Consider the following 26,525-nt stretch of genomic DNA (forward strand, 5'->3'; position numbering starts at 1 on the left):
GCGGGCGTGTCATGCCGAGATAGGCATGCACGCCCGCAACCGAAAGCGAGTTTAGATCGATTTCAACGATCAGACCGCGCCGCGCGCCCGCCGGACATCCGGCGGGGTCGCCTCGTCGACGAGGGCGGCGATGGCCTCTTCCGTCGTCATCACCTTCTGGCCGTCGCTGCCGAGCCGGCGGACCGAGACCGAATGCGTCTCGGCCTCTTTCTTGCCGACCACGAGCAGCGCCGGGATCTTGGCCAGCGAGTGCTCGCGGACCTTGTAGTTGATCTTTTCGTTGCGCAGGTCGATCTCGACCCGAAGACCCGCGCGCCGCGCCTGCTCAAGCACCACCTTGGCGTATTCGTCGCCTTCCGAGGTGATGGTGGTGACCACCGCCTGCACCGGCGAGAGCCAGAGCGGGAAGTTGCCGGCATAGTGCTCGATCAGGATGCCGATATAGCGCTCCATCGAGCCGCAGATCGCACGGTGCACCATGACGGGCGGTTTCTTGCCGCCGTCGTGGTCGATGTAGAACGCACCGAACCGTTCCGGCAGGTTGAAGTCGACCTGCGTGGTGCCGCACTGCCAGTCGCGCCCAATGGCATCGCGCAGCACGTATTCGAACTTCGGCCCGTAGAAGGCGCCTTCGCCGGGATTGATCTCGGTCTTGATGTGATTGTTCTGTGCCTGGATCTCGCGCAGTACCGTCGCCATGACGCGCTCGGCGTGATCCCACATCGCATCCGTGCCGACGCGTTTGTCCGGGCGCGTCGACAGCTTCACGGTGAGATCACCGGTGAAGCCGAAGTCCGCATAGGTCGACAGGATGAGATCGTTGATCTTCAGGCACTCCTCGGCGAGCTGATCCTCGGTGCAGAAGATATGCGCGTCGTCCTGGGTGAAGCCGCGCACGCGCATCAGGCCGTGCATGGCTCCCGACGGCTCGTAGCGATGCACCACGCCGAACTCGGCGAGGCGCAAGGGCAGGTCGCGATAGCTCTTCAGGCCATGTTTGAAGATCTGGACATGGCCGGGGCAGTTCATCGGCTTGAGCGCAAACCAGCGCTTGTCCTCGGCCTCGTCGCCGGCCGACTGCGCCGCGAACATGTTCTCGCGGTACCAGCCCCAATGGCCCGAGGTCTCCCACAACGACTTGTCGAGAATCTGCGGCGCGTTGACCTCGTTGTAGTCGCCGGTCAGGCGTCGCCGCATATAGGCGATCAGCTGCTGGAAAATCGTCCAGCCCTTCGGGTGCCAGAACACGACGCCGGGACCTTCCTCTTGGAAGTGGAAGAGGTCGAGCTCGCGTCCGAGCTTGCGATGGTCGCGCTTCTCGGCTTCCTCGATCTGCTTGAGGTAAGCGTCGAGATCCTCCTGCTTGGCGAAGGCCGTGCCGTAGATGCGGGTCAGCATCGGATTGTTGCTGTCGCCGCGCCAATAGGCGCCGGCCACCTTCATCAGCTTGAAGGCATTGCCGACCTTGCCGGTCGAGGTCATGTGCGGGCCGCGGCAGAGATCGAACCAGTCGCCCTGGTAGTAGATCTTGATCGGCTCGCTGCCGGGAATGGCGTCGACCAGCTCGACCTTGAAAGCCTCGCCCTTGTCGCGGAACACCTGCTTGGTTTTCTCGCGGTCCCAGACCTCTTTCGTGAAAGGTTTGTCGCGCGCGATGATCTCGCGCATCTTTTTTTCGATCGCGGCAAAGTCTTCCGGCGTGAACGGCTCGTTGCGGAAGAAATCGTAATAGAAGCCGTTCTCGATCACCGGGCCGATGGTGACCTGCGTGCCCGGCCACAGCGATTGCACGGCTTCCGCCAGCACGTGGGCGCAGTCGTGGCGGATCAGCTCGAGCGCGCGCGGATCGTCGCGATTGACGAGCTCGATCTTCGCATCGGCTTCGATGGGATCGTTGAGATCGGCGAGCACGCCGTCGAGCGCCATCGCCACGGTGCGCTTGGCCAGCGAGGGCGAAATGCCCTTGGCGATGTCGAGGCCGGTGATGCTCTTCTCGTATTCGCGCCGGGCGCCGTCGGGGAAGGTGAGGGTGACTTTGGCTGCGGGGGTCACGGGCTTCAGGTTGCTGAGGCTATATTGGAAGCCGGATTCGGATTTGGGCTGGTCGGACATTGCTTTTCTCCTGAGGCTCACTCCTGCGAACGAGCGCAGGTAAGCGGGAACGAGCGATATATCAGGCGATTCGGCCTGTGCAATCCGGCATTTCTAGGAAAGTGGCGCAGCCGCACCGCCCGGCGGCAATCGCCCCGGCAGACCTGTTTGACCTGGCTGTCCTATCGGACCGGCGGTTTCAGGATCTTTTCGCGCGTTTTCGGCGGCGGGGTCGTGGTCTCGGCCGTCAGCTTCCAGCCCCCTGCGTCGCCGAGGGCTTTGCTGATCGCTTGCCGCGCGCCAGCGACCAGCAGCATGTTCGGCTGTTGCTCGACGATCTCCACGCCGCCGGCGCGTAGCCGTTCGGCCACGCTTTCCGAGGCCTCGGATTGGGGACCGGCACGAAAGACCACAGTGCGTTCGCTCATCGTCTGTAATCCATCAGGATGCCGGTCCTTCCGAGATGTGGCTACGGGAGAGGTAACCCGAACCCCTCATAGTCGCGGCCGAAATTCTCCGGCTTACAGCAAGCATATAGAGCGTCTTTCAGTGCGCGGGAACGGTCGGTACCGGTTTTTGGTTTTAGCGCGGCATCTTTGGCCAACAGATAGGCCGCAAATCCGGCAACGGCGGGGCAGGCCATCGAGGTTCCACTTAGGGAGCCGTGGCTGGTTCCGGGGAGGGTCGAGACGATCTCGACGCCGGGCCCAGTGGTATCGATTTCGGGGCCGAAATTGCTGAAATCGGCTACGAAATCTGTGGCAAGGGGGCTGCCCTTTGGAGAGGCGACGTCGCTGCTTCCGATCGATGTCTTCGGAAATGAGCCGATTCGTCCCATCGCCGATACCGCGACGCACTCGACGAAGGCGGCCGGAAACGAGACCGGCTGTCGATCATCATTGCCAGCGGCAGCAACGACGACAACGCCCGCCGCGATGGCGCGATCGATCGCCGCGCGCGTGAGGTCATCCTTGGGGCCGCCGCCGAGACTCATATTGATGATGTCGCATTTCTCGGCGACGGCGGTGTCGATTGCCTTGGCGATGTCGAAATTGCTGGCGCCATTGTTGAGCGGAGGTCGCGGGTGATCCGGGAATACGCGATAGCTTCGGAGCTTGACCCCAGGGGCCACGCCGCGAAACCCGCTCGCCGATCCAGAGCCGCCGACGATCCCGGCGACATGGGTACCGTGCTCGCCCTCGGTCAGGGCCGGCCGCCAATTCTGCGCGGCCGCCGGATTTCCTCGGACCTCGTCGCTCACGCAATTCAGTCCACCGGTCACATTCCGCAGATCGGGATGTGTGCCGTCGACGCCGCTGTCGATAATCCCGACGGTAACGCCCGTACCGGCATTGGCGGGGAGTTTGCCGTAGAGTTGCGTGAGGAGCAGCGTGGGGTCGCGGACGTCGATCGGCGTGAGCTTGATCTGCGCCAGTTTCGTGCCCGTCGTGTTGGCGGCATAGAATCCCCAGAAGCCGGGCGGTGCGTAGACATAGACGCGTTCGAGAGCCTGGTTTGGCGAAAGCAGCTTCAACGTTGCCTGTCCATTGGCGCCGGTCGTTGCCTCGGAGCCCTGACGCGCCGCGAAATTCGTGAACGCAACGATATGGGCGCCCCCGATCGGTCGGCCGCCCGAACTTGCCACGACCGAGACCTTGAAGCTGGTTGCGGAGACGCTCACCCCGGCGGCCAATTTCATTCGGCCTGCATCGGCTGTCTTCGCGCCTTTCTTGGCGGCCGTCTTCTTCGCTTTCTTCACGGCCACCCTCTTGCCGGCGGGGCGGGCAGGACGTTGATGGACGCGGAAGCGCTCCCACTGTCGATGATAAAATACCTCCGGGATGATCTTCAGGTGGGGCGAACTGAGACGGAGACTGAGCTCACCTTCCGGTCCCATTTCGACAAGCTTCGGACCATTCTCGTGAAGCGAATCCAGAACTCGCATTTTTGGCGCAGGAGCTGCGACGCGTGCTCGCGTGGCAAGCTTGATTGTGCCCGTGCTCGGCTGCAAGCTCGCGATATTGAGTGGGTCTGCGAGGTAGCTATCCTTGCTCATGACAATGTAACGGCGAAGACCTTCCTGATTGTTCGACATTGAAACTCCCTCAAATATGCAATTAGAAATAGTATGAGTATCATCACGAAACCCGAGAAATACAAGATGGATCGGATGGCCGCGTGCGGAATAAGGGGCGCCGCGGGTGCTTTCATTTCAGGTTGGCATCCACTACATGCACGTGCATGAAACCCATGTCTCATGCCGGCCCCGGTGCCGGCCGCTTCGCGCCCACCGCCCTGATGCTTGGCAATCTCGTCACCGGCTGCTCGGTGCTGGCGCCGGCGGGGATGCTGCCGGAATTGTCGACCGGGCTCGGCATCAGCATCCGTGCGGCTGGGCTGCTCATCACCTTCGGCGCGATCACGCTGTGCATCGGCTCGCCGCTGACGGCGTGGCTGACCAGCCGCATCGAGCGACGGCTGTTGCTCACGACCACGCTTGCGGTGCTTGCCGTGGGCAATCTCGCCTCTGCCTTTGCGCCCGACTACGCAAGCCTCCTCGTCATTCGCCTCGCGATGCTGGCGATCGGCGCGCTGTACACGCCGCAGGCCGCCGGCACGGCGGCTCTGATCGTGCCGGCGGAGCGGCGCGGCAGCACGATTGCCTATATCTTCCTCGGCTGGTCGCTTGCGGCCGCCGTCGGTCTGCCGCTGATCACCTTCATCGCCAGTCGCTACGGCTGGCGCGTCGCCTACGGCACGATCGGCGCACTCGGATGTGTGAGCTTCCTGTTGCTACTGGTGCGCTTGCCCGCCGGCTTGAAGGGCACACCTGTCGACCTGAAGACCTGGCGCCAGGTCGGCCGCAGCAGGGCTATCCTGCTGCTGCTTTTGATCACGATGCTGCAGATGTCCGGGCAGTTCGCAGTGTTCACTTTCATGGGCCCGCTGCTGAAAAAGCTGACCGACGCAAGTCCGGATGCGATCGGCATGGTGTTTGCCATCTATGGCGTCTGCGGCTTCCTCGGCGTTGTGGTGGCGAGCCGTGTCGTCGACACTTGGGGGCCGTACCGGACCTCGTTGCTGTTCACGTGCCTGTTACTGGCGGGGATCACCGGATGGGCGCTGAGCGCCGGCACGCTTGTGCTGATGGCGACCGGGGTTGCGATCTGGGGGCTGGGCTTTGCCTCGACCAATTCGATGCAGCAGGTGCGGCTGGTCGCGGCCGCTCCGGCGCTCGCGCCCGCAACCGTCGCGCTGAATACGTCGGTCCTCTATATCGGCCAGGCCATCGGCTCCGCCGTTGGAGGGCTGTTGTTTGCCCGCGACCTGCTTCACAGCACAGGCTTCGTGGCGGTCGGCTTCGTCGTCCTGGCGCTGGTCCTGGTGGTCGTGAGCCGGCCCCGGCCGGCGGCTGCGGCCTCGGCCTGATGGCTGTATTTGTCCTGCGCAAGGTGCTTGGCAAACGGCGCGGGAGAGCGCTAGAAGGCCAAGCATGGGGACCAAAGAGAGTTGACTGAAATGAGGATGATTCTGGCGGTTGCCGCGGTGCTCTATTCAGCCTCCGCGTTTGCACAAACCGATAAGCCTCCGATGGTGGGAGACAAGCCTCTGGTGCAGGTCAAGCCCAAGGGGACCAAGGGGATCGCCGCGGGGACCAAAGAGGCGGCGGCCAAGCCGGCAGCGGCGCCGAAGGGCAAGCCGCAGTCCGTCGCAGCCCGGCTGCAGGCCTGCCTCGACACCGACGATGGCACCAAGGACCGGCTCAACTGTTACGACGCCATTATCGCGCCGACGCCGAAGCCGAAGCCGGCCAAGGCCAAGGGCTACGCCGATTGCCGTTTCTTCAAGGAAGAGGACGAGCGATTGGCCTGCTTCAACGGTTTCGCCGAGAGCATTCCGAAGCTGCCGAAAAGCTGAAGGACTGTAGCCGGACGGCTAGTCGCTGATCCGACTCAACACGGCCCTGAAGGCAACGCCCGGCAATTGTAGTGCGGTGCCTTCAAACTCCGCCGTGTCGCCATCCTCGCGGCCGCCGAGTGTCAGCGTGATCCGGTCGATGCCGAACAGTGCCTTGAAGGCCGGGTCGTCGTTGTAGCGCTCGGTCGAGATCTTGACCTTGATGCTGTCGCCTTGGCCCGTATAGGTGCCGATGAAGGCGAAAGCCGAATTGCCGCCGCGCATCTTGCCTTCAGTCACGTAGAGGACGCCACAACCGGTCCCGTGAACGGTGTGGAAGTCGACCTTGTAGAGTCCCTGACGCACGCGCTGTCCCCGCAGAATTCGAACTCGATTTGGCCGGCAAATTATGATCGTGGCCAGCGGAAACAATCCGGTGGCTGCCGGGATTGTGAGCCATCAACATCACATTTTGATCATGGCCTGAGGGAATTGCAGGCAGCGCGCCGAAATGCCGGCATGCGCAATATTGGATCAACGGCTCGATGCCGAAGAGCTGGTGGCTGCGACCCGCGTCAGCGCCAGCGCCGGCGTTGCCGACATCTTCACCAGAACATCCTTGAGTGGGTACTGCGTCCACGCGCGGTTGACGTAGTCGCGATGGGTGATGCCTTCGCCGGTTTCGACAAAGACCACGCTGCCGGGACGCAAGGGGCCGTCCATGTCCTCGGAGACGCCGATACCCTTTTGCCGGAGCATGCTCATCAACTCGCGGTCACGCCGAGCCGTGTAGTGTGTGTAGGAGCTGACGAAGAAGCCGGAGCGGTGGCTCTCGATCCAGGACGCGAACTTGTCCATCTCGCCGTAAACAGCATCGAGCAATACCACGCCGCGGACGCGATCGCTGATGCCACCGACCTCGAGGCTCCAGGCGGTCGGGAGGAAGCCGCCGCTATAGCCGACGATCACGATCGGCATGTTGGCAAAGGCGCGCGCGCTGTTGGGGTCGCCGGTCAGCTGCGCAAGGTGGCTTGCCGATTCCTCCATGAAGCGTTTGAGGCCGCCGGGCTGCCAGAATTTTCCGGCGCTGGAATCCGCGGCGTCAACGGCCATCTGCGGCGCCAGCAGCACGGCATTGGCACCGGAATCGGTGATCTGCTGCGGCACAAGCTGCCGGTCGCGCACGTCGCGTTCGAGCGTCGCGCCGTTGCCGTGAAAGAACACCACGATCACGCCGGGCTTGCGCACGTCGAAATGTTCGGGGACGTGCACCAGCACGCGGCTGTCGTTATAGGTCTCGTCCTGCCAGAACACGCGCCCCGAAAAGCTGCGGTGGCCGCGGCGGTCGCCCTTGGAGATGTTGAGGAACGGTGCGTCGGAGGCAGGGTTGTTGCCGAAATAGGGGAAGGCCGAGGACTTCATGCTGACGAGGGTCGTCAGGTCCTGGCGCGGCGGACGCTGATAGGGGACTTGCGGCGCGAGCGAGGCGACCTTGTAGGGCGCCGGCTCCGGCCGTTGCTGCACGACGCGCTTGGGCGAGAAGTCCGACATCTGCCGCTGCAGGAAACTCTCGCTCGGCGAGGGAAAGCGCTCCTTGAACTGCGGGGCAGGGAAGCGATCATCGAAGGTGTCGCCGCTTGCGACCTGTTGATTGGCGGTCTGCGGGTTGCTCTTCGCAACCACCTGGACGTTGGCCTGCGAGCTCGCGGCGAGTGTTGTGGGACTGGGCGACTGGCCGCATTGAACCAGCGTGAGCGACAGTGGCACCAAGCCTGAGATCAGGGCGATCCGAAGCGCACGACCGCGCGCCCCGGACGCCTTGGTCCGGTCAGCGCGCATGTCTGCTCTCAATTTCGGAACGGCCCCGACCATCCACCCATGACCCCAAGCATGACCCCAAGCATGATCCCAAGTCACGAACCATCGGCAATCTCTAGGACAATTGAGCCGACTGGCGTTTAGGCGACGTTAAGCGTCCGGAGAAACTTCCCCACATCCGGATTGAGCGAAAAAGACCACGCAATCGTGTCGCGATTGTGGGAGAGGCAGGCGCATTTGCACGGGCGATTACGGGTTTATTGGTGCAAAGCGGGCGCAGAAGGTGGCCAATTACCTATCTTGGCCGCCTCATTTAACCCTTGTTAACCCTGCTTGAATTGACTGAGCCAATCTGCACGATGCCTCCCACGAGGCTCGACGCCTGAGGTTAAGGACCCAGATGACGGCATCAGATGCGGGAACTGCGCCCTGGACAGGGCGACTGACCGGGGGCTCCGGGGTTTCCGTTCTGGTCGCGACCGCGATCGTCGTTGCCGACATGATCGGGGTCGGTGTGTTCACCAGCCTCGGCTTCCAGGTCAAGGATATCCCCTCGGGCTTCTCGATCCTCGCGCTGTGGACGGTCGGCGGCATCGTCGCATTGTGCGGGGTGTTCTCCTACAGCGAGCTGGGTGCGATGTTTCCGCGCTCGAGCGGCGAGTACAATTTCCTCGGCCGGGCCTATCACCCGGCCTTCGGTTTTCTCGCCGGCTGGGTCTCGGCGACAGTCGGTTTCGCAGCGCCTGTGGCGCTCGCGGCCATGGCTTTCGGCGAATACGCCAAGTCGGTCATACCCGATCTCCCGCCGATCCCACTTGCCATCGGCGTGGTGTGGCTGGTCTCGATCGTGCAACTGACGGGCGTGAGGCATTCGTCGACCTTTCAGCTGATCTCGACCATCCTCAAGGTCGTGCTGATTGTCGCTTTCCTGATCGCCGGCTTCGTCATCGGTACGCCGCAGCCGATCTCCTTTGCGCCGCACGCGGGCGATCTCGCCCATATCGTGAGCGCGCCGTTCGCGATCGGGCTCGTCTTCGTGATGTACTCTTTTTCCGGCTGGAATGCCGCGACCTACATCATCGGCGAGATGAACACGCCGCAGCAGAGCCTGCCGCGCGCGCTGCTTACGGGCACGCTGATCGTGCTGGTGCTGTATGTCGCGCTCAATGCGGTGTTCCTCTACGCGACGCCAATCAGCGCGCTTGCGGGCCAGCTCGATGTCGCAAGCGTCGCCGGCAGCGCTATTTTCGGTTCACTCGGAGGCCGGATCGTCGGGGCGATGATCTGCGTCGGCCTGATCTCCTCGATCAGCGCGATGATGTGGATCGGCCCGCGCGTGATGATGACGATGGGGGAGGATATCCCGGCGCTGCGCGTGTTCTCGAAGCGATCGGTGAGCGGTGCGCCGGCCTACGCCATCCTGTTTCAGCTCGCGGTCGCCAATCTGCTGCTGTTCACGCGCAGCTTCGAGGCGGTGCTCGACTTCATCCAGTTTGCGCTCTTGTTCTGCTCGTTCTTCACGGTGGCCGGCGTGATCAAGCTGCGCATCACCGATCCTGATTTGCCGCGGCCTTACCGTGCCTGGGGATACCCGTTCACTCCGCTCATTTTCCTGCTCGTGACCGCGTTCATGATGTACTACCTGTTGACCGAGCGGCCCGTGCAGTCGCTGTCGGGAATGCTCGTCATGCTCACGGGCCTGCTGATTTATGCTGTTTTCCGCAGGCGGCCGGTCGCCGCAGCCAATTCACACAATCGCGAATAGATATGCTTCGACCCATGAGACTAGCGGCCGTCGCTCTTGCCCTGCTGGCTGCGACCATCTCGTCCGTGCGTGCGGCCGAGGTCACCTATGACGACACCGCGCGCTTCCTCGCGGGCATGCCGCCTTCGGCGGATTCGCCGCTGATGGCGCTTACCGGGGACCCATCCTGGCAGCATCACGCAAAATTCTTCGATAGCGCCTTCGCCCAGCTCGAGCAGCGGCAGCTATCGAAGATCCGGAGCTGGTCCGACGTCAATCTCGCAGCGCCGCGGCCGACCATGTTTTATTTCTTCAGCGGCCCGGACTTCCTTTACGCCAACGCGTTCTACTCAAAGGCCAGCACCTATGTGCTGGGCGCGCTCGAGCCGGTCGGCGCGGTGCCTGATTTGACCAGGCTGTCGCGCGGCTCCGTCGATGCCGCGCTGTACAATGTCGAGCGCTCGCTCGGCTCGATCCTGAGCTTTTCCTTCTTCATCACCAAGCAGATGAAGGTCGATCTGCACACGAACCAGGTCAACGGTACCTTGCCGATTCTCTACGTTTTCCTGGCGCGCTCCGGCAAAACCATCCGTAACGTCGAGATGGTCGCGCTCGACGACAAGGGCGGGGTACACATCGGCAACGACAATCCCGGGCCGAACGCCACGCGCGGCGTCCGCATCACCTACGCGGGCCCGGACGGTGAGGCGCGCACCCTGTATTATTTCTCGACCGATCTTTCCAATTCCGGGGCTCGCGTGGCCGGCTTCCTGAAATTCTGCGAGACGCTCGGGCCCGGCAACAGCCTGATCAAGAGCGCGTCCTATCTCTTGCACGCGGGCAATTTCACCGTCGCGCGCGACTGGCTGCTCGCCAACAGCGCGACCATCATCCAGGACGATTCCGGCATTCCGCTCGCCGATTACAATCCGCGGAAATGGCGTTTTTTCCCGTTCGGCCGCTATCTTGGTCCGATCAACGAATTCCCCGGCCGCTATCAGGAGCGTTACGCCGAATTGTTCACGCGCGCCCAGCCCATCGATTTCGGCGTCGGCTATCGCTGGCGCACGCATGAGTCGAATTTGCTGCTGTCGGTGAAGGTCGCGGGGAGCGATGCGCTGCCCGCCGCGGAGGACACCTCGTCCGCCGAGCCGGCGCCGAAACCGCTGCGCCCCAAGCGGCCGCGTCCACCCGAGCCGATCCCGCCGCCGCCGGGACGATTTTTCTGGTTCCGCTAGCTACCAGCGCGCGCTCTGGCTGGGCACGATGAATGCTGTCGTGCTTGGCGGCGTTGCGAGGCTTGTTGCCAGATACCACCCGGAGCCGAGGACCAGCACCAGCAGCGCGACAATCGCGATCATGTCGACGGTACGGGGATCATGATCCCTGGGATTGAAGCTAAGATGTAAGCCAGGCCTCAAATGAAAATGATGGCTGATTTTCCAGCGCATTGTTTTTTCCTCCCGCGGGAGCGTCACAACAACGCGAGGACGAAGTTCCGGTTCCGCTCAGAGCAGCGATGCGCGGAGCGCCGCAGCAAGCTTACGAAGCGTTGACACCGCGCCAGCGGCCGTAGCGCCAGGGCAAATACCAGCGCGCACCGCGCGGCGCAGCGAGGGGCACGTTGTCGATGCCTGACGTGCCGAAAGGGTTGCAGCGCAATAGCCGGGCCACCGTCATCCAGCCGCCGGCCCAGAGTCCGAAGCGCTCGATGGCCTCATCGCCGTAGACGGAGCAGGTCGGCAGATGACGGCAGTTGTAGCCGACCAGCGGCGACAGCGTATGCCGGTAGAGCCAGATCAGCGCGCGGCCGAACCTGCGCGGCAGTCGCAGCGCTTCGGCGATGGGTGCGGAGCAGTGCTCGCAGGCTGAGTGCTTCATATGCGATGTGCCGACATCCTGTGCGCGCTAATGCTCGGTTCCAACGCGGGGAACAGCGGGCTGTTGTACGCGCGCCATATTTTGCCTGCTTTCAGGGAGCAGTGCAGCAAGTACCTATGGACGATCTGTATTCCCCCGGATACCATTTTTGTGACGTTCATGTGTAGACTCGCGGGAACATGATACGGGGCTTGCCTGAATCGCTTTGGGGCTTGGGGAAGGAACCAGTTTGAAAGTTCACAGGTCGCTCAATCTTCGCGGCTGGTTGCTGGTGGGAACCGCCGCTTGTGGAGTCGTGTTGGCGGGCGCCATCGCGACCTTTGGTTCGCCAGCCAGCGCTGGCGCCTCGCTCGAAGAGCGCAAGCTCCCGATGAAGTTTGGCTGGGTGGCCTGCGAGCCCAATTGCCGCGGCTGGGTCAGCGCGGTCGGCATTATCACTGCGGATACACCGAAAGACTTCGATGACTTCGCTCGCGGCCGGCAGCTCGGCGGCGCCACAGTGGTGCTCGACTCCAGCGGCGGTTCCGTCAACGACGCGATTTCGCTTGGCCGGCGCTTCCGCAATCTCGGTCTGCTGACCACCGTCGGCATCACGCAGCAGAACGGCGGCGGGAAGGGCGCCCGTCCGACTGTCGCTTCGGAGGCCTACTGCGAGTCCATGTGCGTGTTCCTGCTTCTGGCGGGCAAGAAGCGCTACGTGCCCGATGCAGCCCATGTCCGCGTCCACCAGATCTGGATGGGCGACCGCGCCGACGACGCCAAGGCGGCAAGCTACAGTGCGCAGGATTTGATGATCGTGGAACGCGACATTGGCCGGCTGGCCAAATACACCTTCGACATGGGCGGGGCCGGGGACCTGCTGTCGCTCGCGCTGAACGTGCCGCCCTGGGAAGATCTGCATGAGCTCGATGCGTCCGAGCTGAAGCTGACCAATCTCGTGACGACCGATCTGGTGTCCGATGTGCTGCCGCATGCGGACGTCACTGCACCTGCAATGGCGGAGCTTGCACCAAAGACGCAGGCGAGGTTCGGCGAGGAGTCGGAGCCGCAGCCTGCCAAGTCGACCAAGACGGCTGAAGCGCTGGTCCCGACCGGGGGTGTGGCGACGCCGGCCGCAACGTCCCAGAAGTAAGAGCCCCAGTCTCAGGCTTGGACAGTCGCCGGCTGCTTCGTCTTGGCCTCGATCTGGCCGATCGCATCGACCACGGCATCAAAGGTCAAGAGCGTGGAGGCGTGACGCGCTTTGTAGTCGCGGACCGGCTCGAGGAATTTGATCTCTTCCCATTTGCCTTCAGGAGGAGCGCCGTTTTCCTTGAGCATCTTGCGAACGGTTTCGCGTAACTCACGGAGTTCGCTCGCAGTCGAGCCAACCACGTGACTTGCCATGATGGACGAAGAAGCCTGTCCCAGCGCGCACGCCTTCACGTCATGCGCGAAGTCGGTGACGGTGTCGCCCTCCATCTTGAGGTCGATCTTCACGGTCGAGCCGCACAGCTTGGAATGGGCAGTAGCGGTGGCGTCGGGGTCCGACAACCGTCCGAGGCGCGGAATATTCCCGGCCAGCTCGATGATCCGCTTGTTATAAATGTCGTTCAGCATGTGATGGAGTCCAGGACTTCCGGGCCGGATCGGCCTTGGCGTGCGCCGCCCACGGTCCTATATAAGGGCGGAACTGGCGGAAAAACAGTCCGGCGGCGCGTTGGCGGTGATCCAGATCTGCGCGGCCGGCGTTATTGGCAAGTAGGATTTTTCGTCAAAACTGTTCTCTTCAGGCGTCCGGCGGCTTGTCCGCCCCGTCTGCCGGTGACACCCCGGCCGCAAGGCCGTCGAACGGAGAAGATATGGACGCCGCAATCAAATCCATCCGCCCAAGCAAGCCCTCCGACCGGCAGCCCGAGAGCCGTCCGGCTGAGCTTGACCCTGCCGAATTCCTCGCGGCCGCCGTCCGCGCCGATCAGCCGCGCCCCGCGCGTGCCCAGGCGGAAGCGGCCGTGAAGACCCTGCTCGCCTATATCGGCGAGAATACCGAGCGCGAGGGCCTGCTGGACACGCCGCGTCGCGTGGTCGAGGCATTCGACGAGCTCTATCAGGGCTATCACCAGTGCCCGGCCGAGGTGCTTGACCGCACTTTCGGCGAGACGGCCGGCTACGACGACTTCGTGCTGGTGCGGGACATTGAGTTCACCTCGCAGTGCGAACACCACATGATGCCGTTCTACGGCAAGGCGCACATTGCCTATACGCCGGTGGAGCGCGTCGTCGGACTGTCCAAGCTCGCCCGCCTGACCGACATCTTCGCCCGGCGGCTCCAGACCCAGGAGCATCTGACGGCGCAGATCGCAGCCGCGATCGACGAGATCCTCAAGCCGCGGGGCGTTGCCGTCCTGATCGAGGCCGAGCATACCTGCATGTCGGTGCGTGGCGTCGCCAAGCACGGCGCCTCCACCTTCACCAGCCGCTACACCGGCATGTTCCGCGACAATCCGGCGGAGCAGGCCCGTTTCCTGTCCATGGTGCGAGGCATGACGCGCTGACCTCGCGAATAACCGGCGAGATTCGTCGTGTCCGCTCACTCCCATGAGATCGAGGAAGGTCTTGCCTTCCTTCCCAAGTTCGATGCCGCCGGCCTCGTGACCTGCGTGGCGACGGACGTTGCCACCGGCGATGTGCTGATGGTCGCGTACATGAATGACGAGGCGCTGCGCAAGACCATTGCCACGGGTGAAGTCTGGTATTTCAGCCGCTCGCGCAATGCCTTGTGGCGAAAAGGTGAGACCTCAGGTCAGACCCAGCGCGTGGTCGAGATCCGCACCGATTGCGACCAGGATGCAATCTGGCTTCGCGTCGAGCAGATCGGCGCGGCATGCCACACCGGCCGCCGGTCCTGCTTCTATCGCAAGGTCGAGGCCAAGGATGGTGGTGCGACTCTGGTGTTCGTGGATGCGGACAGGCTGTTCGATCCGAGCGCGGTTTATAAGAATTAGGAGCTTGTCATTCCGGGGCGCGCGTAGCGCGAGCCCGGAATGACTTGGGGGATGGGGCGATCCGCCAAATTAACCCCGCATTAACCATAAGTGTCCAGGGTGGATCAGGCGTCCGAATTGCCGGCGCCGCTCAACGCCACGCGGGCCGGGCACCCCCATCATGTCGGTCGACAATTCCAGTGCCTCGCAGACGGCCGCAACGGATGGTGCCCGCCGCGTCGCCGGCGCGATCAAGCAGGCCTCGAACCAGACCGGCGTCAGTTTCGAATACATGCTGACGACCGCCAAGATGGAATCGGATTTCGATCCATCGGCTGGCGCGACCACGTCGTCCGCCCACGGCCTCTATCAGTTCATCGACCAGACCTGGCTCGGCACGGTGAAGGAGGCGGGCCCCCAGCTCGGCTATGGCAATTATTCCGACGCCATTACGAAGACTTCGTCGGGCAGCTACACCGTCGACGATCCCTTTATGAAGCGGTCGATTATGAAGCTGCGCGACGATCCGCAGGCCGCGTCCAGCATGGCGGCCGCGCTGACGCAATCCAACAGCTTCAAGCTCACCGGCCTGCTCGGTCGCAGGCCGTCCGACAGCGAGCTCTATATGGCGCATTTCATGGGTGTCGGCGGCGCGGCGAAACTGATCGCCAATGCCGAGGACAATCCTCAAGCCGTCGGTGCGCGACTGTTTCCCAACGCTGCATCCGCCAACCGCTCGATCTTCTACGCCAAGGACGGCCGCGCGCGCAGCGTCTCTGAAGTCTATTCGGTGCTGAATGCGCGCTACGCCAGCGCGTCGAACGCGAAGTCGACGCGCAGCGCGATGGCGATGTATGGCGACACACCGTCGACCACACAGGTCGCCGCCACCAACGGCGTGCAGCCGATGGTCAACAGCGCCGCCTATCTTCAGACCTTTCCGGATGCGCGTAGCGTGACGCCGGTGCGCGCAACATCGTCAACCACACTCGCCGATAACTCGCCGGTCACGCCGGCCTTCCGCTCGATCTATCAGCCCGGCGACGCGACGCAGCCGGTCTCGACCACGGTGCAGAAATTGTGGGGCAACAACGCCTCGCTCACGTCAGTCGCCTCGGCGACGCCAGACGTGCGCCCGCCGCAGCCGCTCGATCTCTTCAGCGATCGCAGCGGCACATACTCGAGCTAATATCCTCGACTGTGTCCCGGACGCGCTGCAGCGTGAAACGCTGCTGCGCAGAGCCGGGACCCGATCAACAATCACCGCTCTCCAAATTATGGGCGCCGGCTCTGCGGCGCATCGCTAAGAGGCGCAGCACTGCGTCCGGGGCACGGATGCGGTGGCAATTTTGATCTTAACAAATCATCAATAAAACCAGCCAGTTATGGTGAACGCTTTGTTAAGCGTCGTGGTTTATTTTGTATTGCAGGTGACATCCAGTCACCGCCACGTTTTTCGTTGCGTAAGCCGGAAGCTCCATGATTGTTCGGCAGTTCATCAATTGGATCAGGACCGCGCCTGCGGGTGAGCGGGCGGAGGCGACGCGGGCCTTGGCCCGGGCCTGGTTGATTTCAGACCTTTCCCATGACGACCGCGTCGCCGCCGAAGGCGCGCTCTTGATGCTGCTCGACGATCCGTCGCCGCTGGTGCGGCAGGCGATGGCCGAGGCCTTTGCGCGCAGCACGGATGCGCCGGCCTCGATCGTACGGGCGTTGTCGGCGGACCAGCCGACGGTGGCGCTTCCCGTGCTCGAACATTCGCCGCTGCTGATCGATGCCGATCTCGTCGACATCGTCGCGACCGGCAACGACGAGGTGCAATGCGCGGTCGCACGTCGCATCAACCTGCCGGTCTCGGTCTGCGCTGCCGTCGCCGAGGTCGGCTGCGCGGCCGCGGCCCTCGAACTGATCGAAAATCCCCACGCAGAGCTCGCCCCGTTCTCCTGGACGCGCATCGTCGAGCGTCACGGCCATCTCGCCGCGATCCGCGAGGCGATGCTGGTGCTGGACGATATTCCGGCCGCAACGCGCGCAGCGCTCGTGGCAAAACTCTCCGATACGCTGGCCCAGTTCGTCGTCGCGCGCAACTGGCTGAGCGCCGATCGCGCCGAGCGCATGACGATCGAGGCGCGCGACCGCTCCACCATGAACATCGCGGCGCGCTCGCGCGGCGATGACATGCAGGGCCTGGTGAAGCACCTGCGTGTCACCGGTCAGCTCACCGCGGGCCTGATCCTGCGCGCGCTGCTGTCGAGCAATCTCGACCTGTTCGATGCCGCGCTGGCGGAGCTCTCCGATCTGCCGTTGGCGCGTGTCTCAGCTCTGCTGCACGATCGCGGCGGCAACAGCCTGCATGCGTTGCTCCGCCGCGCCGGATTACCCGAGGCGACCTTCGCCGCGTTCCAGGTCGCGCTCGATGCCTGCCACGAGCAGGGCTATGTCGATACCGACGACACCGCGGCACGTTTGCGCCGGCGCATGGTCGAGCGCGTGCTTACCCACTGCGAGAGCGATCGCGGCGCCACCGAGCCGCTGATGATCCTGCTGCGCCGCTTCGCCACCGAATCCGCACGCGAGGAGGCGCGGCTGTTCTGCGACGAAGTCGTCGCGGATGACGCGGTCGATCCGGCGTATGACGATCTGATCGCGGCGTAACGAGACGGCGTAGGGTGGATTAGCCGAAGGCGTAATCCACCTCTTCTTTCAAGGCGGATAGAGAAGTGGTGGGTTACGCTGCGCTAACCCGCCCCACAATCTTCGCAATGACGAGGCGAGCTACTCCGCCGGCACAATGCTCGGCGCGAGGATCACTTCGAGATGTTCGGGGCGGTCGCGGTTGACGTCGGCGAGATAGTCATCGGCGACCTTGCGCAGACGGCGGCTGAGCTCGGCGGAGACGCTGATGCTGTCGAGCTTGGTGTTCTCCTGCACGATGGCGAGGATGGCGTTGATGTGGTGCGTGAACAGCTCGGCTGGCACCTTCTCGAGATCCGGGGCATGCTCGATGACGCGGCACAGGCTCTCGGCAACTGCCGCCGCGGCCGGATAGCCGAATGTGGCGGCATCGCCCTTGATGTCGTGCGCCGCGTGGAAGAGCTCGTCGCGACGTTCCTTGGTGAAGCCATCGTTACGGATGGCTACATAGGCGGTCGCGAGCCGGTTGACCTCGGTTGTCATCCAGCTTTTGAACTCGCCGGACAGACCCGCCAGCGCCTGCTCGGCGCGGCCGACCGGATCGTCCATGTCCTTTTCCTCGACCCGGCGCAGCACTTTACGCAGCGGATTGGGCTGCGTAATCACGTGATGCGTGGCGAAGGCCTTGACCTCGATGTCCTTTGCGTTGTTCTTCGCCATGATGCCTGCCTCGCCGGATGAGACGTTGCGCTAGATGGAGGAGCGGGCCTTGTCGAGCAGCGAAGGCTGCTGGAGCACTTCGTGCTTTTCGCCGACACGGCGCTCCGGACCCATATAGGCGGAATTGGTGTTGCGGCGCCGGTCGGGGCCGAAATAGGTCTTGGTCTTGATGAAGGGCCGGGGACTGGCGACGACGTTGAGGATGCGCTGATAGAGGCCCTTTGCCGAGATAGGCTTGGCCAGAAATTCGGTGACGCCGGCATCGCGCGCGACCGTGACGCGGCGCTTTTCGGAATGTCCCGTCAGCATGATGATCGGCGCGTAGGGGTTACCCTTGGATTCCGGCTGCCGGATCATCTGCGCTAGCTCGAGCCCGTCGAAGATCGGCATCGCCCAGTCGGTGATGACGATGTCAGGCACGTAATGGCTGTACATTTCAAGCGCAGTCGCACCGTCCTCGGCCTCATAGACCTCGCGCGCGCCGAACGAATGCAGAAGCGTCCGCAGGATGCGGCGCATGTGCGGATTGTCGTCGCAGACGAGGAAGCGGAGCTTGTTGAAGTCGATACGGAACATGACGCCCGGGCCAAAGCGGTCAACCTTCGTTAACCATATCGTGGCTCGGGTTAACGAAGCGTTGCCGCCGAGCGCCCGGGCAAGAAAGGGCGGCCGGGCTCAATAGCCGAACTGCTCGCGCAGAATGCGCTCTTCCAGGCTGTGGCCGGGGTCGAACAGCATGCGCATCGAGATGGTCTTGTCGGACAGGATCTCGACGCGCCGGACCCTGCGGACCTCCTCGTGGTCGGCGACCGCCGCGACCGGGCGCTTGTCATCTTCCAGCACCTCGATCACGACATAGGCGGTGTTGGGGAGCAGGGCGCCGCGCCAGCGCCGCGGCCGGAAGGCGCTGATCGGCGTCAGCGCCAAGAGCGCAGCATTGATCGGCAGGATCGGGCCCTGGGCCGACAGGTTGTAGGCCGTCGAGCCCGCCGGCGTCGCGACGATGATGCCGTCGGCGATCAGCTCGGGCATGCGCTCGCGCTCGTCAATCAGGATTCGCAGCCGCGCCGCCTGGGAGGTCTGCCGGAACAGGTAGACCTCGTTGATGGCGTGGTGCAAATGGACGCGGTCGTTGACGTCGGTCGCGCGCATCAGCAGCGGATTGATCTCGGATTCATGCGCCGCTTCGAGTCGTGCGCGCAGATCATGCGTCGAGTACTCGTTCATCAGGAAGCCGACCGTGCCGCGGTGCATGCCGTAGATCGGCTTGCCCGAACGCATGTGGTGGTGCAGCGTCTGAAGCATCAGCCCGTCGCCGCCGAGGGCGACCACGATGTCGGCCTCGTCAGGATCGCAATTGCCGTATTGCGACGTGAGTTGGTGAAAGGCGGCCTCTGCCTCGCTGCTCGGGCTGGCGACGAAGGCGATCCGTTCGTATCGCGATGGCTTGGTCATGGCTTCCGGGCAGGTGCCGCTGGCTCGAGAAAGGTCCGCCGAGGTCGTCTATACGACCTGGACCTGTATTGTCGAGGATGACCGGCTGGCAAGGCAAACGCGGAGGTCGGCCGGGCGTCCCATTTGAGGGCAAAAAGCCGGGTTCATCAGTCCCGGATCGCCAGTCCAGGGCCCGATCCCCCAAACCGTCGCAATTTGCGGCTACATCTGTGGTCGGACAGCCCGAGCGGGCGGGGAGAACAATCATGGTCATGAGCTTGCGCCGTGCGGGACTGATGCTCGCGGTCACCGCTTTCGTGCTCGCGGGCCCGGCCCGGGCGGACGATCCGCCGCAGCCACGCAACGAGGCGGCCGCGCCCGCCGGACAGAAGGCCGGGCGCGGCGGAAATGCGCAGAATGGGGCGCAGGCTTCGCCGGCGGCTTCCGATCGTCGCCTCCCTGACGACTCGACGACCCACCAGACCCTCGACTTGCCGGGCCGAACGCTCAACTTCGCCGCGACCGCCGGCGCGATCCGGGTGTTCAACGAGAAAGGCGAGCCGCTCGCCGACATCGCCACCACGTCCTACGAGCTCGACGGCGCCGATCGCGCCACGCGCCCGGTGACATTCCTCTTCAACGGGGGACCCGGCGCATCCTCGGCGTGGCTCCAATTCGGCGCGGTCGGGCCGTGGCGGCTGCCGCTTGACGGCGAGGGACTGTCGCCGTCGGCCTCGCCCGAGGTGAAACCGAACGCGGAGACCTGGCTCGACTTCACCGATCTTGTTTTCATCGATCCCGTTGGCACCGGCTATAGCCGCGTCATCGCCAGCGGTGAGGACGCGCGCAAGCGGTTCTATTCGGTCGACGGGGATGTCAACTCGATCGCGCTCGTCATTCGCCGCTGGCTCGAGAAGCACAATCGCCTGACCTCGCCGAAATTCGTCGCCGGCGAGAGCTACGGCGGCATCCGCGGGCCGAAGGTTGTTCGCCAGCTGCAGATTCAGCATGGCGTTGGCGTCAGAGGCTTGATCCTGGTGTCACCCCTCCTGGATTTCCGCGAATTCACCGGCACGAGCCTGCTGCAATATGTCGCGAGCTTGCCGAGCTACGTGGCGGTGGCGCGCGAAGCCAAGGGACCGGTCAAGCGCGCTGATCTCGCCGACGTGGAGGCCTACGCTCGCGGGGAATTTCTGGCCGATCTCGTCAAGGGCGAGGCGGACAAGGAAGCCACCAATCGCCTCGCCGACAAGGTCGCCGAACTCACCGGCATCGACCAGACGGTAAGCCGCAGGCTCGCCGGCCGCTTCGACGTCGGCGAATTCCGCCGCGAACTCGATCGCAAGAACGGCGTGGTGACCGGACGCTACGACGGCTCGGTGCGTGGTCTCGATCCCTATCCGGATTCGAGCAGCTCACATTTCGGCGACCCCTCCGGGGATGCGCTTCAGGCGCCGCTGACGAGCGCTGCGGTCGATGTGCTCACACGAAAGCTCAACTGGCGGCCAGACGGCTCCTATGAGGTCCTCAACGGCTCGGTCGAGCACAACTGGGACTTCGGTGGCGGCATCAACCCGCCGCAATCGCTGTCGGAGTTGCGCCAGATCCTCGCCACGGATGCGAAGCTGAACGTTCTCGTCGCACACGGTCTGTTCGATCTCGCGACGCCCTATTTCGGCACGAAGCGGGCGCTCGACCAACTGCCGGCCTTCGTGACATCGCGCGTCAAGTTCGTCGTCTATCCCGGCGGCCACATGTTCTATTCGCGCGACGGCTCGCGGCAGGCGCTGCGGAGCGAGGTCGAGGCGCTCATTCGGGAGTAGGCCGGCGCTTCCGCGGCGGATAGCGCCGCGCGATCTCGCGCGCGACGACCGCCGCGGGCTTGACGTTGGCGCCCGCGATCCAGATGTCGCTGACCTTGCCGCGCTTGTCGCGGACGCGGCGCACCGGCTCACCGTGGCTGGAATAGCCGGCCGCCCAGACGAGGTTGCCGGTGTCGCGGCCGGTGACCTCGATCTCGCCGGTATCCATGAAGGGATTGTTGAACTGCGGGTTGGCGATCAGCACGCGGTTGCCGGCGGGCACAAAGTCTGTCGCGCCCCAGATCGTCCACCAGCGGCCGGTCCAGTCGCGCAAGCGTCGGTCGGGCGCGCCGCGGCTCTTGAAGACACGCAGGATCTGCATCGCGCCGTCCATCCAGAACGGTGCGGCGCCGTCGATGGAGTTGCTGAGGATGCTGATAGCGAGCTCGCATCCGGGAATCGAGCAGGTCCGCGAGATGTAGCCCTGGAAGCCGCCACCATGGCCGAACCAGTCCCAGCCGTCGGTCTTGCCGGCGTTGACGCCGAGGCCGTAATAAGCCTCGAAGCTCTGCGGCACGCGCCAATGATGCCGCGTCATCTCGCGCCGGCTCGCGCCCGACAGGACGCTCTTCTTCGCGTTGGGGGCAAGCTGGGCAAAGAATCGCGCGGTGTCCGCGGCGGTGGCAACGAAGCCAGCGGCGGACGCCATCGCATGGGCCGGATTGTCGCCTGGTATCACGCAGCGCTCTCCGAGGGGCAGCTTTCGCGTATGGCCGCGGGCAAACAGCGCACCTTTGGGAAGCGGCGCATTCGGCTCGGTTTCGCGCAACCCCGCAGGCTCGATGATCTCGCGCTTGATCCAGTCGGAGTAGGGCTCCTTCGTCACCGTTTCGATGACGAGTCCCATCAGGGCAAAGCCGTGGTTGGAATATTTGAAACGCGTGCCCGGTTCGATCGCGGTCGGCAGCTTCAGCTCGGCGAGCAGTTCCCTGGCGTTGAGATAGGGGCGGTTGTCGATGAACTGGCCGGAATCGGCGCCGTCGCGCGTCAGCCCCGCGCTGTGCGACAGCACCTGCGCGATCGTCGTCCCGGCGACACTCGGATGCAGGCCGCTGACATACTGGCCGACCGGATCGTCGAGCCGGAGCTTGCGCTGCTCGCGCAGCTTCATGATGCCGGCCGCGGTAAAGCTCTTGGAGTGCGAGGCGATGCGGAATCTGTGGCGCGGGGTCAGCTTCTCGCCGGTGTCGAGATTGGCAAGCCCAAACGCATGCTCGGCGACGACCTCGCCGCGATGCACGATGGCGAGCAAGACGCCCGGCTGCTGGAAGGTCGTCTGCTGGAATTCAATCCAGGAGCCGATGTAGTCGATCGCGGATCGCAGCCACGTGTCCATTGCGCTACCAATTTGCGAGGAGGGATGGGTGCGCGAAAGCTAGCCGAGAAAGCAGAACGGGCACAACCCGCAAAGGTCGTGCCCGTTCGCGTCATCAGAAGATGCGATATCTCAGTAGACGAGTATCGCGCCGGTCGGCTTGTCGAGCGCTGCAGCCAGCGAGCGATACTCGGAGCTGTCGGTGCCGGCGAGGGAGGCGATCTTGCTCAGGTGGTACTGCGCCTGCTCGCGGTTGCCCTGCTCGAGCTGCCAGAGGCCGTAATACTGCCAGGTGCGGACGTGGTTCGGATCGTCCTTTAGCGCGATCTCGTAATAGACCTTCGAGGACTGGTAGTCGCCGAGCTTGCGGTAGGAGTAGCCGATCAAATTGGCGACGTCGGCAACGTCGTCACGCTTGAGCTGCTTCAGCTGGCCGATCGCGTCCGTATAGTCGTGCTTGTCGTAGATCGTGGTGTACGCGGTCCGGTAGGCCGCAAGGAATTTCGGATCGGTGACGGAAGAGCTCTTCTTCTTGCCCTTCTTGGTCGACGTATCCGACTTTGGCGGCGAGGAGGGCTCGTCACTGCCGGCGGCATAGGCGCTGGTCAGGGCCGGTCCGGCCGCCAAGGTCATGGCGACAAGTCCCGGCACGAGAAGCGTTGAGAGTCTGCGCATCGAAGTTCTCCCGTATGAACGTGGCGATCCTACACGATTGCCCAAAGACCGGAACACCCGGCCGCCGAAAACATTCCCGGCCGTCGCCGGCCGTTCGGCCTTCCCGGGAAAGATAACAAACTTGTCATCCAGATGAACGGAAGCCTGCCACGCGCTTCAGAACGGGTTCAGCGCGCGCCGTCTAGGCTCTCCCCATGATCGAAGAGTTGGCGAGAGGGCGCCGCCTCAAGATCCTTCCAAGAGGAGACCACCATGTTGAAGACCATTTCCGCAGCCTTGCTCGCAGCTTCCGTCATCGCCGCCCCGGCCTTCGCCAAGGATGCCGCGAAGGATGCCACCAAGTCCACCGCGACCGCCCCGGTGATCAAGGCGGATCAGACCCAGAGCAAGGTCTCCACCACCGCGGCCAAGCCCGAAGCCAAGTCCGAAGCGAAGACGGCCGACGTCAAGTCGCCCGCCAAGGTCGACACCAAGACGAAGGCGATGAACGCCAACGCCGCGATCACGCCGGACCAGCACAAGACCGTGCGGACGCACCGTCATCACCACAAGCATCTGTCGGCCAGGAAGTCGCTGAAGACGCATTCGAGCCTCGCCAAGCCGGTGACCACCGAGAAGCGCGGCTAACGACTGATCCCGTGCGGCGGCATCCCTGGATTGCCCTGCCGCCGCGTGTGGAATGCAGGCCCGGCTCGCTCGTCACGCCGCGCGCAAACGCGAGCTGCTGACGGCGGGCCGGTGCGCCGTTTGCGCAAGGGATTCCGTGGTCTCGAGACCGCAATCAGGAATCGCGAAAACAACCCCATGCACAGTAGACGAGGGAGGATGGGGGCGAAGGACACCGGTCTGCGGATTTTGCGAATCCGTTTGACTCGTCGGGCAAAACATCTCTAGAGATGTATCATTGCACCGTTGGAGCCGGCATACTCCGGGTCGATTGAGCGACGAGCGTGACCGTGAGGCCATTGGCGAAACGTGCGGCGAGCCTGACACTGATCCTGGCCTTGCCGTTGGCGCTCGCGGCCTGTTTCGGCAGCGATGGTGACCGTCCATCCTTGATGGAAGGGGCCCAGGCCGGAGGGCCGCAGCCGTTTCCCGACAATTTCCGCAGCGACGCGCTGGCCTTGCTTCACGCCTATCTCAACAATCCGGTCGGAGTGCGCGACGCCAGCATGGCGGATCCGGTGCTGCGTGAGATCGGCGGACGGCAGTTCTACGTCAGCTGCCTGCACTTCACGCCGCGGGAGACCGACGGCAGCTACAAGGCCATGCGCGAGCGCGCCGTCGTCTACGTCAATGGCCGTGCCGACCGTGTCGTCGATCGCGCGAGCGAGCTCTGTGCCGGCGCGGTTTACGCACCCTTTCCGGAACTGGAAAAGATGGCGCGGTAGCGCAAAGGCCACCTTCATCCCGGACTGCTAGAACAAGAGCTGCCGGAGCCGCTGGATCACGTTTTGGCGAGCCTTGAACGTGGCGGTTTGGCCTTGCGACAAATCGTTACGGCTGGACATGCGCGTAGGACGAAATCTGTCGGCGGAAGCGGACGTGATGGAACAAAATCGCGATGTTGCCGCTCCGTCACAGTAACGAACGATCAACGTTCCGGCATCGCCGCGAAGCAACCCAATTCACGCCACGTTGTTTCCTGAGTGTCGTAAATGAAAGAACGGGGATGACCATGAAGACGATTTTGCTTGGTGCAGCAGCTCTGCTCGCCCTGGCCGCACCGGCGGCCGCGGCCGACATGCAGCCGCGCACCTACACCAAGGCACCGGCCTACACGCCGCCGCAGGTGATCTACAACTGGACCGGTTTCTACATCGGCGGCCATGTCGGCGGCGCATTCGCTGGCGACACCACCTTCCAGTCCAGCGACGCCCGCTTCATGGGTGGCGTGCAGGGTGGCTTCGACTACCAGTTCGCGCCGAATTGGGTGTTGGGTATCGAGGCCCAGTATTCCTGGCTGCCGACCAACAATAACGGCGTCACGTTCCCGCTCGGGACCCAGGTGACGTCGAACACGGACCAGATCGGGTCGGTCACCGGCCGCCTCGGCTACACCTGGGGCCCGGCGCTGCTTTACGCCAAGGGCGGTTATGCCTGGCGCAATGGCGGCCTCGGCGTCAACGTCGCCGGCGTGCCTCAACCCTTTACGGCCAGCGGCAACAGCAAGGACGGCTACACGGTCGGCGGCGGCCTCGAATACATGTTCGCACCGAACTGGTCGGCCAAGGCCGAGTACCAGTACTACAATTTCGGCAGCACCACGATCACCTCCGGCCCGGCAGACGTGGTCGGCGTCCGCGGCCGGGACGACGAACATACCGTCAAGGTCGGTGTAAACTATCGCTTCGGCTGGGGTGGTCCAGCGGCCTCGCGCTACTGAGCCGCCCAGCGAGCACGATCACGATCCCAGAAAGGCCGGCTACCTGCCGGCCTTTCGTTTTGCGATCCGGTTTGCTTGCCTCGTTTCCATTGCGTGAACCATCTGGCGCGTCATTTGCAAGCAAACGGTCAGGCGCGCGCTTTCTCACTGATGTCACGGGCATCGGGTAAAGCAAAAATAATTTTTGCGATTTACGGAACTCGCGCTCCGGTACGCGTATTAGGGGATTGCCGGGCTGGTGGGATGACGAAAATGCGTATCTTGACGTCAGTGGTGACAGTCGCGTGCTTTGCCGCGGTCCCGTGCTCTGCCCAAACAATCCTCAAATCCGAGCCTCTGATGTTGGCACCTTACGAGGTCGCCTTCGTCAAGGACGCGTCCTGTCCATCCGGCAAGGTGCTGAAGGTTACCGGAGCGATCCGCGGGCTGCATCGCCGCAAGGCCTGCGTGTCGGTTGCCGGTGAGCAGGCTTCGCTCGCGATCGCGACACCCTGACGCGCGCCTCGCCACCGCCTTTCGCTCAAGCGCTTTGCCCCGAAATTTCGTGGCCGGACCTCACGAGTTGAGCTGAAGCTCAATCCTGGATTCCCGTTCGGCGTCCGCCTTGTTCTTGGCGGGGTCCTCGCCCTGGGCGGCCCGGCAGGACTTGATCTCGTAGTCATTGTCGAGCACCCGGCGCGGACCGTGCCGCTCGTCGTCGGACCCGACGTCTACGACCAGCCCGCTCCGTTGCGCGAACTTCCAGACGTCAGCCTCGTCGGGATAGGCCTTGCTGATCTGGCTGTCGTTGCAGAACAGGGCGTAGGGCATGCTTCCCGCTCCCGTAAAGCGCGTTAACGGCGTCATGGGCCGAGCGGTTCCGGATTGATCACGGGGCCGTGATAGGTGCCTGGTTACGGGGAGGGGATCGCCGGGGCTTGAGTCCTTAACGAGTCCTGAATCGCCAGAAAAAGAAACCGTGGGACTCGTTTGGCGGAATCAGCGGATGTTTCCGGCCATGACGACCGACCTAAAAACCTGCTGTGGGCATATGCTGCTGCCGCTGACGCTGGCACTGATCGGCGCATGCGCAGCCAATCTCTGGCTGGTTTGGTCCTGGTTGTAG

At 63.7% G+C, this 26,525-nt stretch carries 27 protein-coding genes and 1 pseudogene; 14 read left to right on the top strand and 14 right to left on the bottom strand.

The window, feature by feature from the left end; translation table 11 throughout:
* Window positions 1-69 precede the first annotated feature (69 nt).
* The 3 genes from thrS to XH91_RS13715 all read right to left on the bottom strand — a co-directional run bounded on the left by thrS (window position 70) and on the right by XH91_RS13715 (window position 4,186).
* Complete coding sequence (thrS, locus tag XH91_RS13705) at window positions 70-2,112, bottom strand: threonine--tRNA ligase (protein ID WP_128951085.1); 2,043 nt, start codon at window positions 2,110-2,112, stop codon at window positions 70-72.
* A 161-nt stretch (window positions 2,113-2,273) separates the two neighbouring features.
* Window positions 2,274-2,519 (bottom strand): hypothetical protein, encoded by a 246-nt coding sequence (locus XH91_RS13710; RefSeq protein WP_128951086.1) that lies wholly within the window; start codon window positions 2,517-2,519, stop codon window positions 2,274-2,276.
* A 41-nt stretch (window positions 2,520-2,560) separates the two neighbouring features.
* Complete coding sequence (locus XH91_RS13715; protein WP_128951087.1) at window positions 2,561-4,186, bottom strand: S8 family peptidase; 1,626 nt, start codon at window positions 4,184-4,186, stop codon at window positions 2,561-2,563.
* Window positions 4,187-4,332: 146 nt separating this feature from the next.
* On the opposite strand from XH91_RS13715, the gene XH91_RS13720 reads away from it, so the two are divergent.
* On the top strand, window positions 4,333-5,520 hold the full coding sequence (locus XH91_RS13720) for an MFS transporter (protein WP_245477325.1): 1,188 nt from the start codon (window positions 4,333-4,335) through the stop codon (window positions 5,518-5,520).
* 90 nt (window positions 5,521-5,610) lie between these two features.
* Window positions 5,611-6,009, top strand: a complete 399-nt coding sequence (locus XH91_RS13725; protein WP_128951088.1) for a hypothetical protein — start codon at window positions 5,611-5,613, stop codon at window positions 6,007-6,009.
* A gap of 18 nt (window positions 6,010-6,027) precedes the next feature.
* Here the strand turns inward: XH91_RS13725 and XH91_RS13730 are convergent, their stop codons facing one another.
* Window positions 6,028-6,354 (bottom strand): GrlR family regulatory protein, encoded by a 327-nt coding sequence (locus XH91_RS13730; protein ID WP_128951089.1) that lies wholly within the window; start codon window positions 6,352-6,354, stop codon window positions 6,028-6,030.
* A gap of 168 nt (window positions 6,355-6,522) precedes the next feature.
* A complete protein-coding gene (locus XH91_RS13735; protein WP_164938288.1) occupies window positions 6,523-7,827 on the bottom strand; it encodes an alpha/beta hydrolase in 1,305 nt (434 codons plus the stop codon).
* A 379-nt stretch (window positions 7,828-8,206) separates the two neighbouring features.
* On the opposite strand from XH91_RS13735, the gene XH91_RS13740 reads away from it, so the two are divergent.
* Both XH91_RS13740 and XH91_RS13745 read left to right on the top strand, forming a co-directional pair.
* Window positions 8,207-9,571: an APC family permease gene (locus tag XH91_RS13740; RefSeq protein WP_128951091.1), complete on the top strand. Its 1,365-nt coding sequence runs from the start codon at window positions 8,207-8,209 to the stop codon at window positions 9,569-9,571.
* Window positions 9,572-9,573: 2 nt separating this feature from the next.
* Window positions 9,574-10,788, top strand: a complete 1,215-nt coding sequence (locus XH91_RS13745; protein ID WP_128951092.1) for a hypothetical protein — start codon at window positions 9,574-9,576, stop codon at window positions 10,786-10,788.
* On the opposite strand, the gene XH91_RS13750 is transcribed toward XH91_RS13745, so the two are convergent.
* Both XH91_RS13750 and yidD read right to left on the bottom strand, forming a co-directional pair.
* Window positions 10,789-11,001, bottom strand: a complete 213-nt coding sequence (locus XH91_RS13750) for a hypothetical protein (RefSeq protein ID WP_128951093.1) — start codon at window positions 10,999-11,001, stop codon at window positions 10,789-10,791. It lies immediately after the preceding gene.
* Window positions 11,002-11,092: 91 nt separating this feature from the next.
* A complete protein-coding gene (gene yidD / locus XH91_RS13755) occupies window positions 11,093-11,431 on the bottom strand; it encodes a membrane protein insertion efficiency factor YidD (protein ID WP_128951094.1) in 339 nt (112 codons plus the stop codon).
* Window positions 11,432-11,660: 229 nt separating this feature from the next.
* Here yidD and XH91_RS13760 point away from each other — a divergent pair, with 229 nt between their 5' ends.
* A complete protein-coding gene (locus XH91_RS13760; protein WP_164938290.1) occupies window positions 11,661-12,563 on the top strand; it encodes a COG3904 family protein in 903 nt (300 codons plus the stop codon).
* Window positions 12,564-12,574: 11 nt separating this feature from the next.
* Here the strand turns inward: XH91_RS13760 and XH91_RS13765 are convergent, their stop codons facing one another.
* Complete coding sequence (locus XH91_RS13765) at window positions 12,575-13,030, bottom strand: iron-sulfur cluster assembly scaffold protein (protein ID WP_128951095.1); 456 nt, start codon at window positions 13,028-13,030, stop codon at window positions 12,575-12,577.
* Between the two features lie 242 nt (window positions 13,031-13,272).
* Between XH91_RS13765 and folE the strand changes: the two genes are divergently transcribed.
* From folE to XH91_RS13785, 4 genes and pseudogenes are all read left to right on the top strand, one after another.
* Window positions 13,273-13,965, top strand: coding sequence for a GTP cyclohydrolase I FolE (gene folE / locus XH91_RS13770; protein ID WP_128951096.1), 693 nt, complete (start codon window positions 13,273-13,275; stop codon window positions 13,963-13,965).
* 27 nt (window positions 13,966-13,992) lie between these two features.
* Entirely contained in the window at window positions 13,993-14,415 is a 423-nt protein-coding gene (gene hisI / locus XH91_RS13775) for a phosphoribosyl-AMP cyclohydrolase (RefSeq protein ID WP_128951097.1), read from the top strand.
* 117 nt (window positions 14,416-14,532) lie between these two features.
* Window positions 14,533-15,583 (top strand): annotated as a pseudogene (locus XH91_RS13780) (lytic transglycosylase domain-containing protein).
* A 290-nt stretch (window positions 15,584-15,873) separates the two neighbouring features.
* Window positions 15,874-17,049, top strand: coding sequence for a DUF2336 domain-containing protein (locus XH91_RS13785; RefSeq protein ID WP_128951099.1), 1,176 nt, complete (start codon window positions 15,874-15,876; stop codon window positions 17,047-17,049).
* 120 nt (window positions 17,050-17,169) lie between these two features.
* Here the strand turns inward: XH91_RS13785 and XH91_RS13790 are convergent, their stop codons facing one another.
* The 3 genes from XH91_RS13790 to XH91_RS13800 form a co-directional block, all read right to left on the bottom strand.
* Complete coding sequence (locus XH91_RS13790; RefSeq protein ID WP_128951100.1) at window positions 17,170-17,748, bottom strand: Hpt domain-containing protein; 579 nt, start codon at window positions 17,746-17,748, stop codon at window positions 17,170-17,172.
* 30 nt (window positions 17,749-17,778) lie between these two features.
* Window positions 17,779-18,324 (bottom strand): response regulator, encoded by a 546-nt coding sequence (locus XH91_RS13795; RefSeq protein ID WP_008133731.1) that lies wholly within the window; start codon window positions 18,322-18,324, stop codon window positions 17,779-17,781.
* A gap of 99 nt (window positions 18,325-18,423) precedes the next feature.
* Window positions 18,424-19,203 carry an NAD kinase gene (locus XH91_RS13800; protein WP_128951101.1) on the bottom strand — a complete coding sequence of 260 codons (780 nt, stop codon included), beginning with the start codon at window positions 19,201-19,203 and terminating at the stop codon, window positions 18,424-18,426.
* A 245-nt stretch (window positions 19,204-19,448) separates the two neighbouring features.
* On the opposite strand from XH91_RS13800, the gene XH91_RS13805 reads away from it, so the two are divergent.
* A complete protein-coding gene (locus XH91_RS13805) occupies window positions 19,449-21,005 on the top strand; it encodes a S10 family peptidase (protein ID WP_128951102.1) in 1,557 nt (518 codons plus the stop codon).
* Here XH91_RS13805 and XH91_RS13810 read toward each other — a convergent pair.
* Together XH91_RS13810 and XH91_RS13815 are read right to left on the bottom strand one after the other, a co-directional pair.
* Window positions 20,992-22,380 carry a serine hydrolase domain-containing protein gene (locus XH91_RS13810; protein WP_128951103.1) on the bottom strand — a complete coding sequence of 463 codons (1,389 nt, stop codon included), beginning with the start codon at window positions 22,378-22,380 and terminating at the stop codon, window positions 20,992-20,994. The genes XH91_RS13805 and XH91_RS13810 overlap by 14 nt on opposite strands.
* Before the next feature lie 111 nt (window positions 22,381-22,491).
* Complete coding sequence (locus XH91_RS13815; protein ID WP_128951104.1) at window positions 22,492-23,034, bottom strand: tetratricopeptide repeat protein; 543 nt, start codon at window positions 23,032-23,034, stop codon at window positions 22,492-22,494.
* Between the two features lie 252 nt (window positions 23,035-23,286).
* Between XH91_RS13815 and XH91_RS13820 the strand changes: the two genes are divergently transcribed.
* The 4 genes from XH91_RS13820 (at window position 23,287) to XH91_RS39985 (ending at window position 25,915) form a co-directional block, all read left to right on the top strand.
* Window positions 23,287-23,661, top strand: a complete 375-nt coding sequence (locus tag XH91_RS13820; RefSeq protein ID WP_128951105.1) for a His-rich protein BRANT — start codon at window positions 23,287-23,289, stop codon at window positions 23,659-23,661.
* 329 nt (window positions 23,662-23,990) lie between these two features.
* Window positions 23,991-24,425: a hypothetical protein gene (locus XH91_RS13825; protein WP_245470814.1), complete on the top strand. Its 435-nt coding sequence runs from the start codon at window positions 23,991-23,993 to the stop codon at window positions 24,423-24,425.
* A gap of 287 nt (window positions 24,426-24,712) precedes the next feature.
* Window positions 24,713-25,420 (top strand): outer membrane protein, encoded by a 708-nt coding sequence (locus tag XH91_RS13830; RefSeq protein ID WP_164934291.1) that lies wholly within the window; start codon window positions 24,713-24,715, stop codon window positions 25,418-25,420.
* Window positions 25,421-25,672: 252 nt separating this feature from the next.
* Window positions 25,673-25,915: a DUF6719 family protein gene (locus XH91_RS39985; protein WP_128951107.1), complete on the top strand. Its 243-nt coding sequence runs from the start codon at window positions 25,673-25,675 to the stop codon at window positions 25,913-25,915.
* A 60-nt stretch (window positions 25,916-25,975) separates the two neighbouring features.
* Here XH91_RS39985 and XH91_RS13840 read toward each other — a convergent pair whose 3' ends face one another.
* Window positions 25,976-26,230: a hypothetical protein gene (locus XH91_RS13840; RefSeq protein ID WP_128951108.1), complete on the bottom strand. Its 255-nt coding sequence runs from the start codon at window positions 26,228-26,230 to the stop codon at window positions 25,976-25,978.
* Between the last annotated feature and the right edge of the window lie 295 nt (window positions 26,231-26,525).

It is taken from the genome of Bradyrhizobium guangzhouense, assembly GCF_004114955.1.
Taxonomy (GTDB): Bacteria; Pseudomonadota; Alphaproteobacteria; order Rhizobiales; family Xanthobacteraceae; genus Bradyrhizobium; species Bradyrhizobium guangzhouense.

What these genes read in the sequence shown, in the direction of transcription:
- XH91_RS13735 (WP_164938288.1), bottom strand. Translation starts at nt 7,827, where the DNA reads ATGCGCGCTGACCGGACCAAGGCGTCCGGGGCGCGCGGTCGTGCGCTT.
- XH91_RS13715 (WP_128951087.1), bottom strand. Translation starts at nt 4,186, where the DNA reads ATGTCGAACAATCAGGAAGGTCTTCGCCGTTACATTGTCATGAGCAAG.
- XH91_RS13820 (WP_128951105.1), top strand. Translation starts at nt 23,287, where the DNA reads ATGTTGAAGACCATTTCCGCAGCCTTGCTCGCAGCTTCCGTCATCGCC.
- XH91_RS13710 (WP_128951086.1), bottom strand. Translation starts at nt 2,519, where the DNA reads ATGAGCGAACGCACTGTGGTCTTTCGTGCCGGTCCCCAATCCGAGGCC.
- XH91_RS13840 (WP_128951108.1), bottom strand. Translation starts at nt 26,230, where the DNA reads ATGCCCTACGCCCTGTTCTGCAACGACAGCCAGATCAGCAAGGCCTAT.
- XH91_RS13805 (WP_128951102.1), top strand. Translation starts at nt 19,449, where the DNA reads ATGGTCATGAGCTTGCGCCGTGCGGGACTGATGCTCGCGGTCACCGCT.
- XH91_RS13810 (WP_128951103.1), bottom strand. Translation starts at nt 22,380, where the DNA reads ATGGACACGTGGCTGCGATCCGCGATCGACTACATCGGCTCCTGGATT.
- XH91_RS13720 (WP_245477325.1), top strand. Translation starts at nt 4,333, where the DNA reads ATGAAACCCATGTCTCATGCCGGCCCCGGTGCCGGCCGCTTCGCGCCC.
- XH91_RS13800 (WP_128951101.1), bottom strand. Translation starts at nt 19,203, where the DNA reads ATGACCAAGCCATCGCGATACGAACGGATCGCCTTCGTCGCCAGCCCG.
- thrS (WP_128951085.1), bottom strand. Translation starts at nt 2,112, where the DNA reads ATGTCCGACCAGCCCAAATCCGAATCCGGCTTCCAATATAGCCTCAGC.
- XH91_RS13815 (WP_128951104.1), bottom strand. Translation starts at nt 23,034, where the DNA reads ATGCGCAGACTCTCAACGCTTCTCGTGCCGGGACTTGTCGCCATGACC.
- XH91_RS13830 (WP_164934291.1), top strand. Translation starts at nt 24,713, where the DNA reads ATGAAGACGATTTTGCTTGGTGCAGCAGCTCTGCTCGCCCTGGCCGCA.
- XH91_RS13795 (WP_008133731.1), bottom strand. Translation starts at nt 18,324, where the DNA reads ATGTTCCGTATCGACTTCAACAAGCTCCGCTTCCTCGTCTGCGACGAC.
- folE (WP_128951096.1), top strand. Translation starts at nt 13,273, where the DNA reads ATGGACGCCGCAATCAAATCCATCCGCCCAAGCAAGCCCTCCGACCGG.
- XH91_RS13745 (WP_128951092.1), top strand. Translation starts at nt 9,574, where the DNA reads ATGCTTCGACCCATGAGACTAGCGGCCGTCGCTCTTGCCCTGCTGGCT.
- XH91_RS13785 (WP_128951099.1), top strand. Translation starts at nt 15,874, where the DNA reads ATGATTGTTCGGCAGTTCATCAATTGGATCAGGACCGCGCCTGCGGGT.
- XH91_RS13765 (WP_128951095.1), bottom strand. Translation starts at nt 13,030, where the DNA reads ATGCTGAACGACATTTATAACAAGCGGATCATCGAGCTGGCCGGGAAT.
- yidD (WP_128951094.1), bottom strand. Translation starts at nt 11,431, where the DNA reads ATGAAGCACTCAGCCTGCGAGCACTGCTCCGCACCCATCGCCGAAGCG.
- XH91_RS13725 (WP_128951088.1), top strand. Translation starts at nt 5,611, where the DNA reads ATGAGGATGATTCTGGCGGTTGCCGCGGTGCTCTATTCAGCCTCCGCG.
- XH91_RS13740 (WP_128951091.1), top strand. Translation starts at nt 8,207, where the DNA reads ATGACGGCATCAGATGCGGGAACTGCGCCCTGGACAGGGCGACTGACC.
- XH91_RS39985 (WP_128951107.1), top strand. Translation starts at nt 25,673, where the DNA reads ATGCGTATCTTGACGTCAGTGGTGACAGTCGCGTGCTTTGCCGCGGTC.
- XH91_RS13750 (WP_128951093.1), bottom strand. Translation starts at nt 11,001, where the DNA reads ATGCGCTGGAAAATCAGCCATCATTTTCATTTGAGGCCTGGCTTACAT.
- XH91_RS13790 (WP_128951100.1), bottom strand. Translation starts at nt 17,748, where the DNA reads ATGGCGAAGAACAACGCAAAGGACATCGAGGTCAAGGCCTTCGCCACG.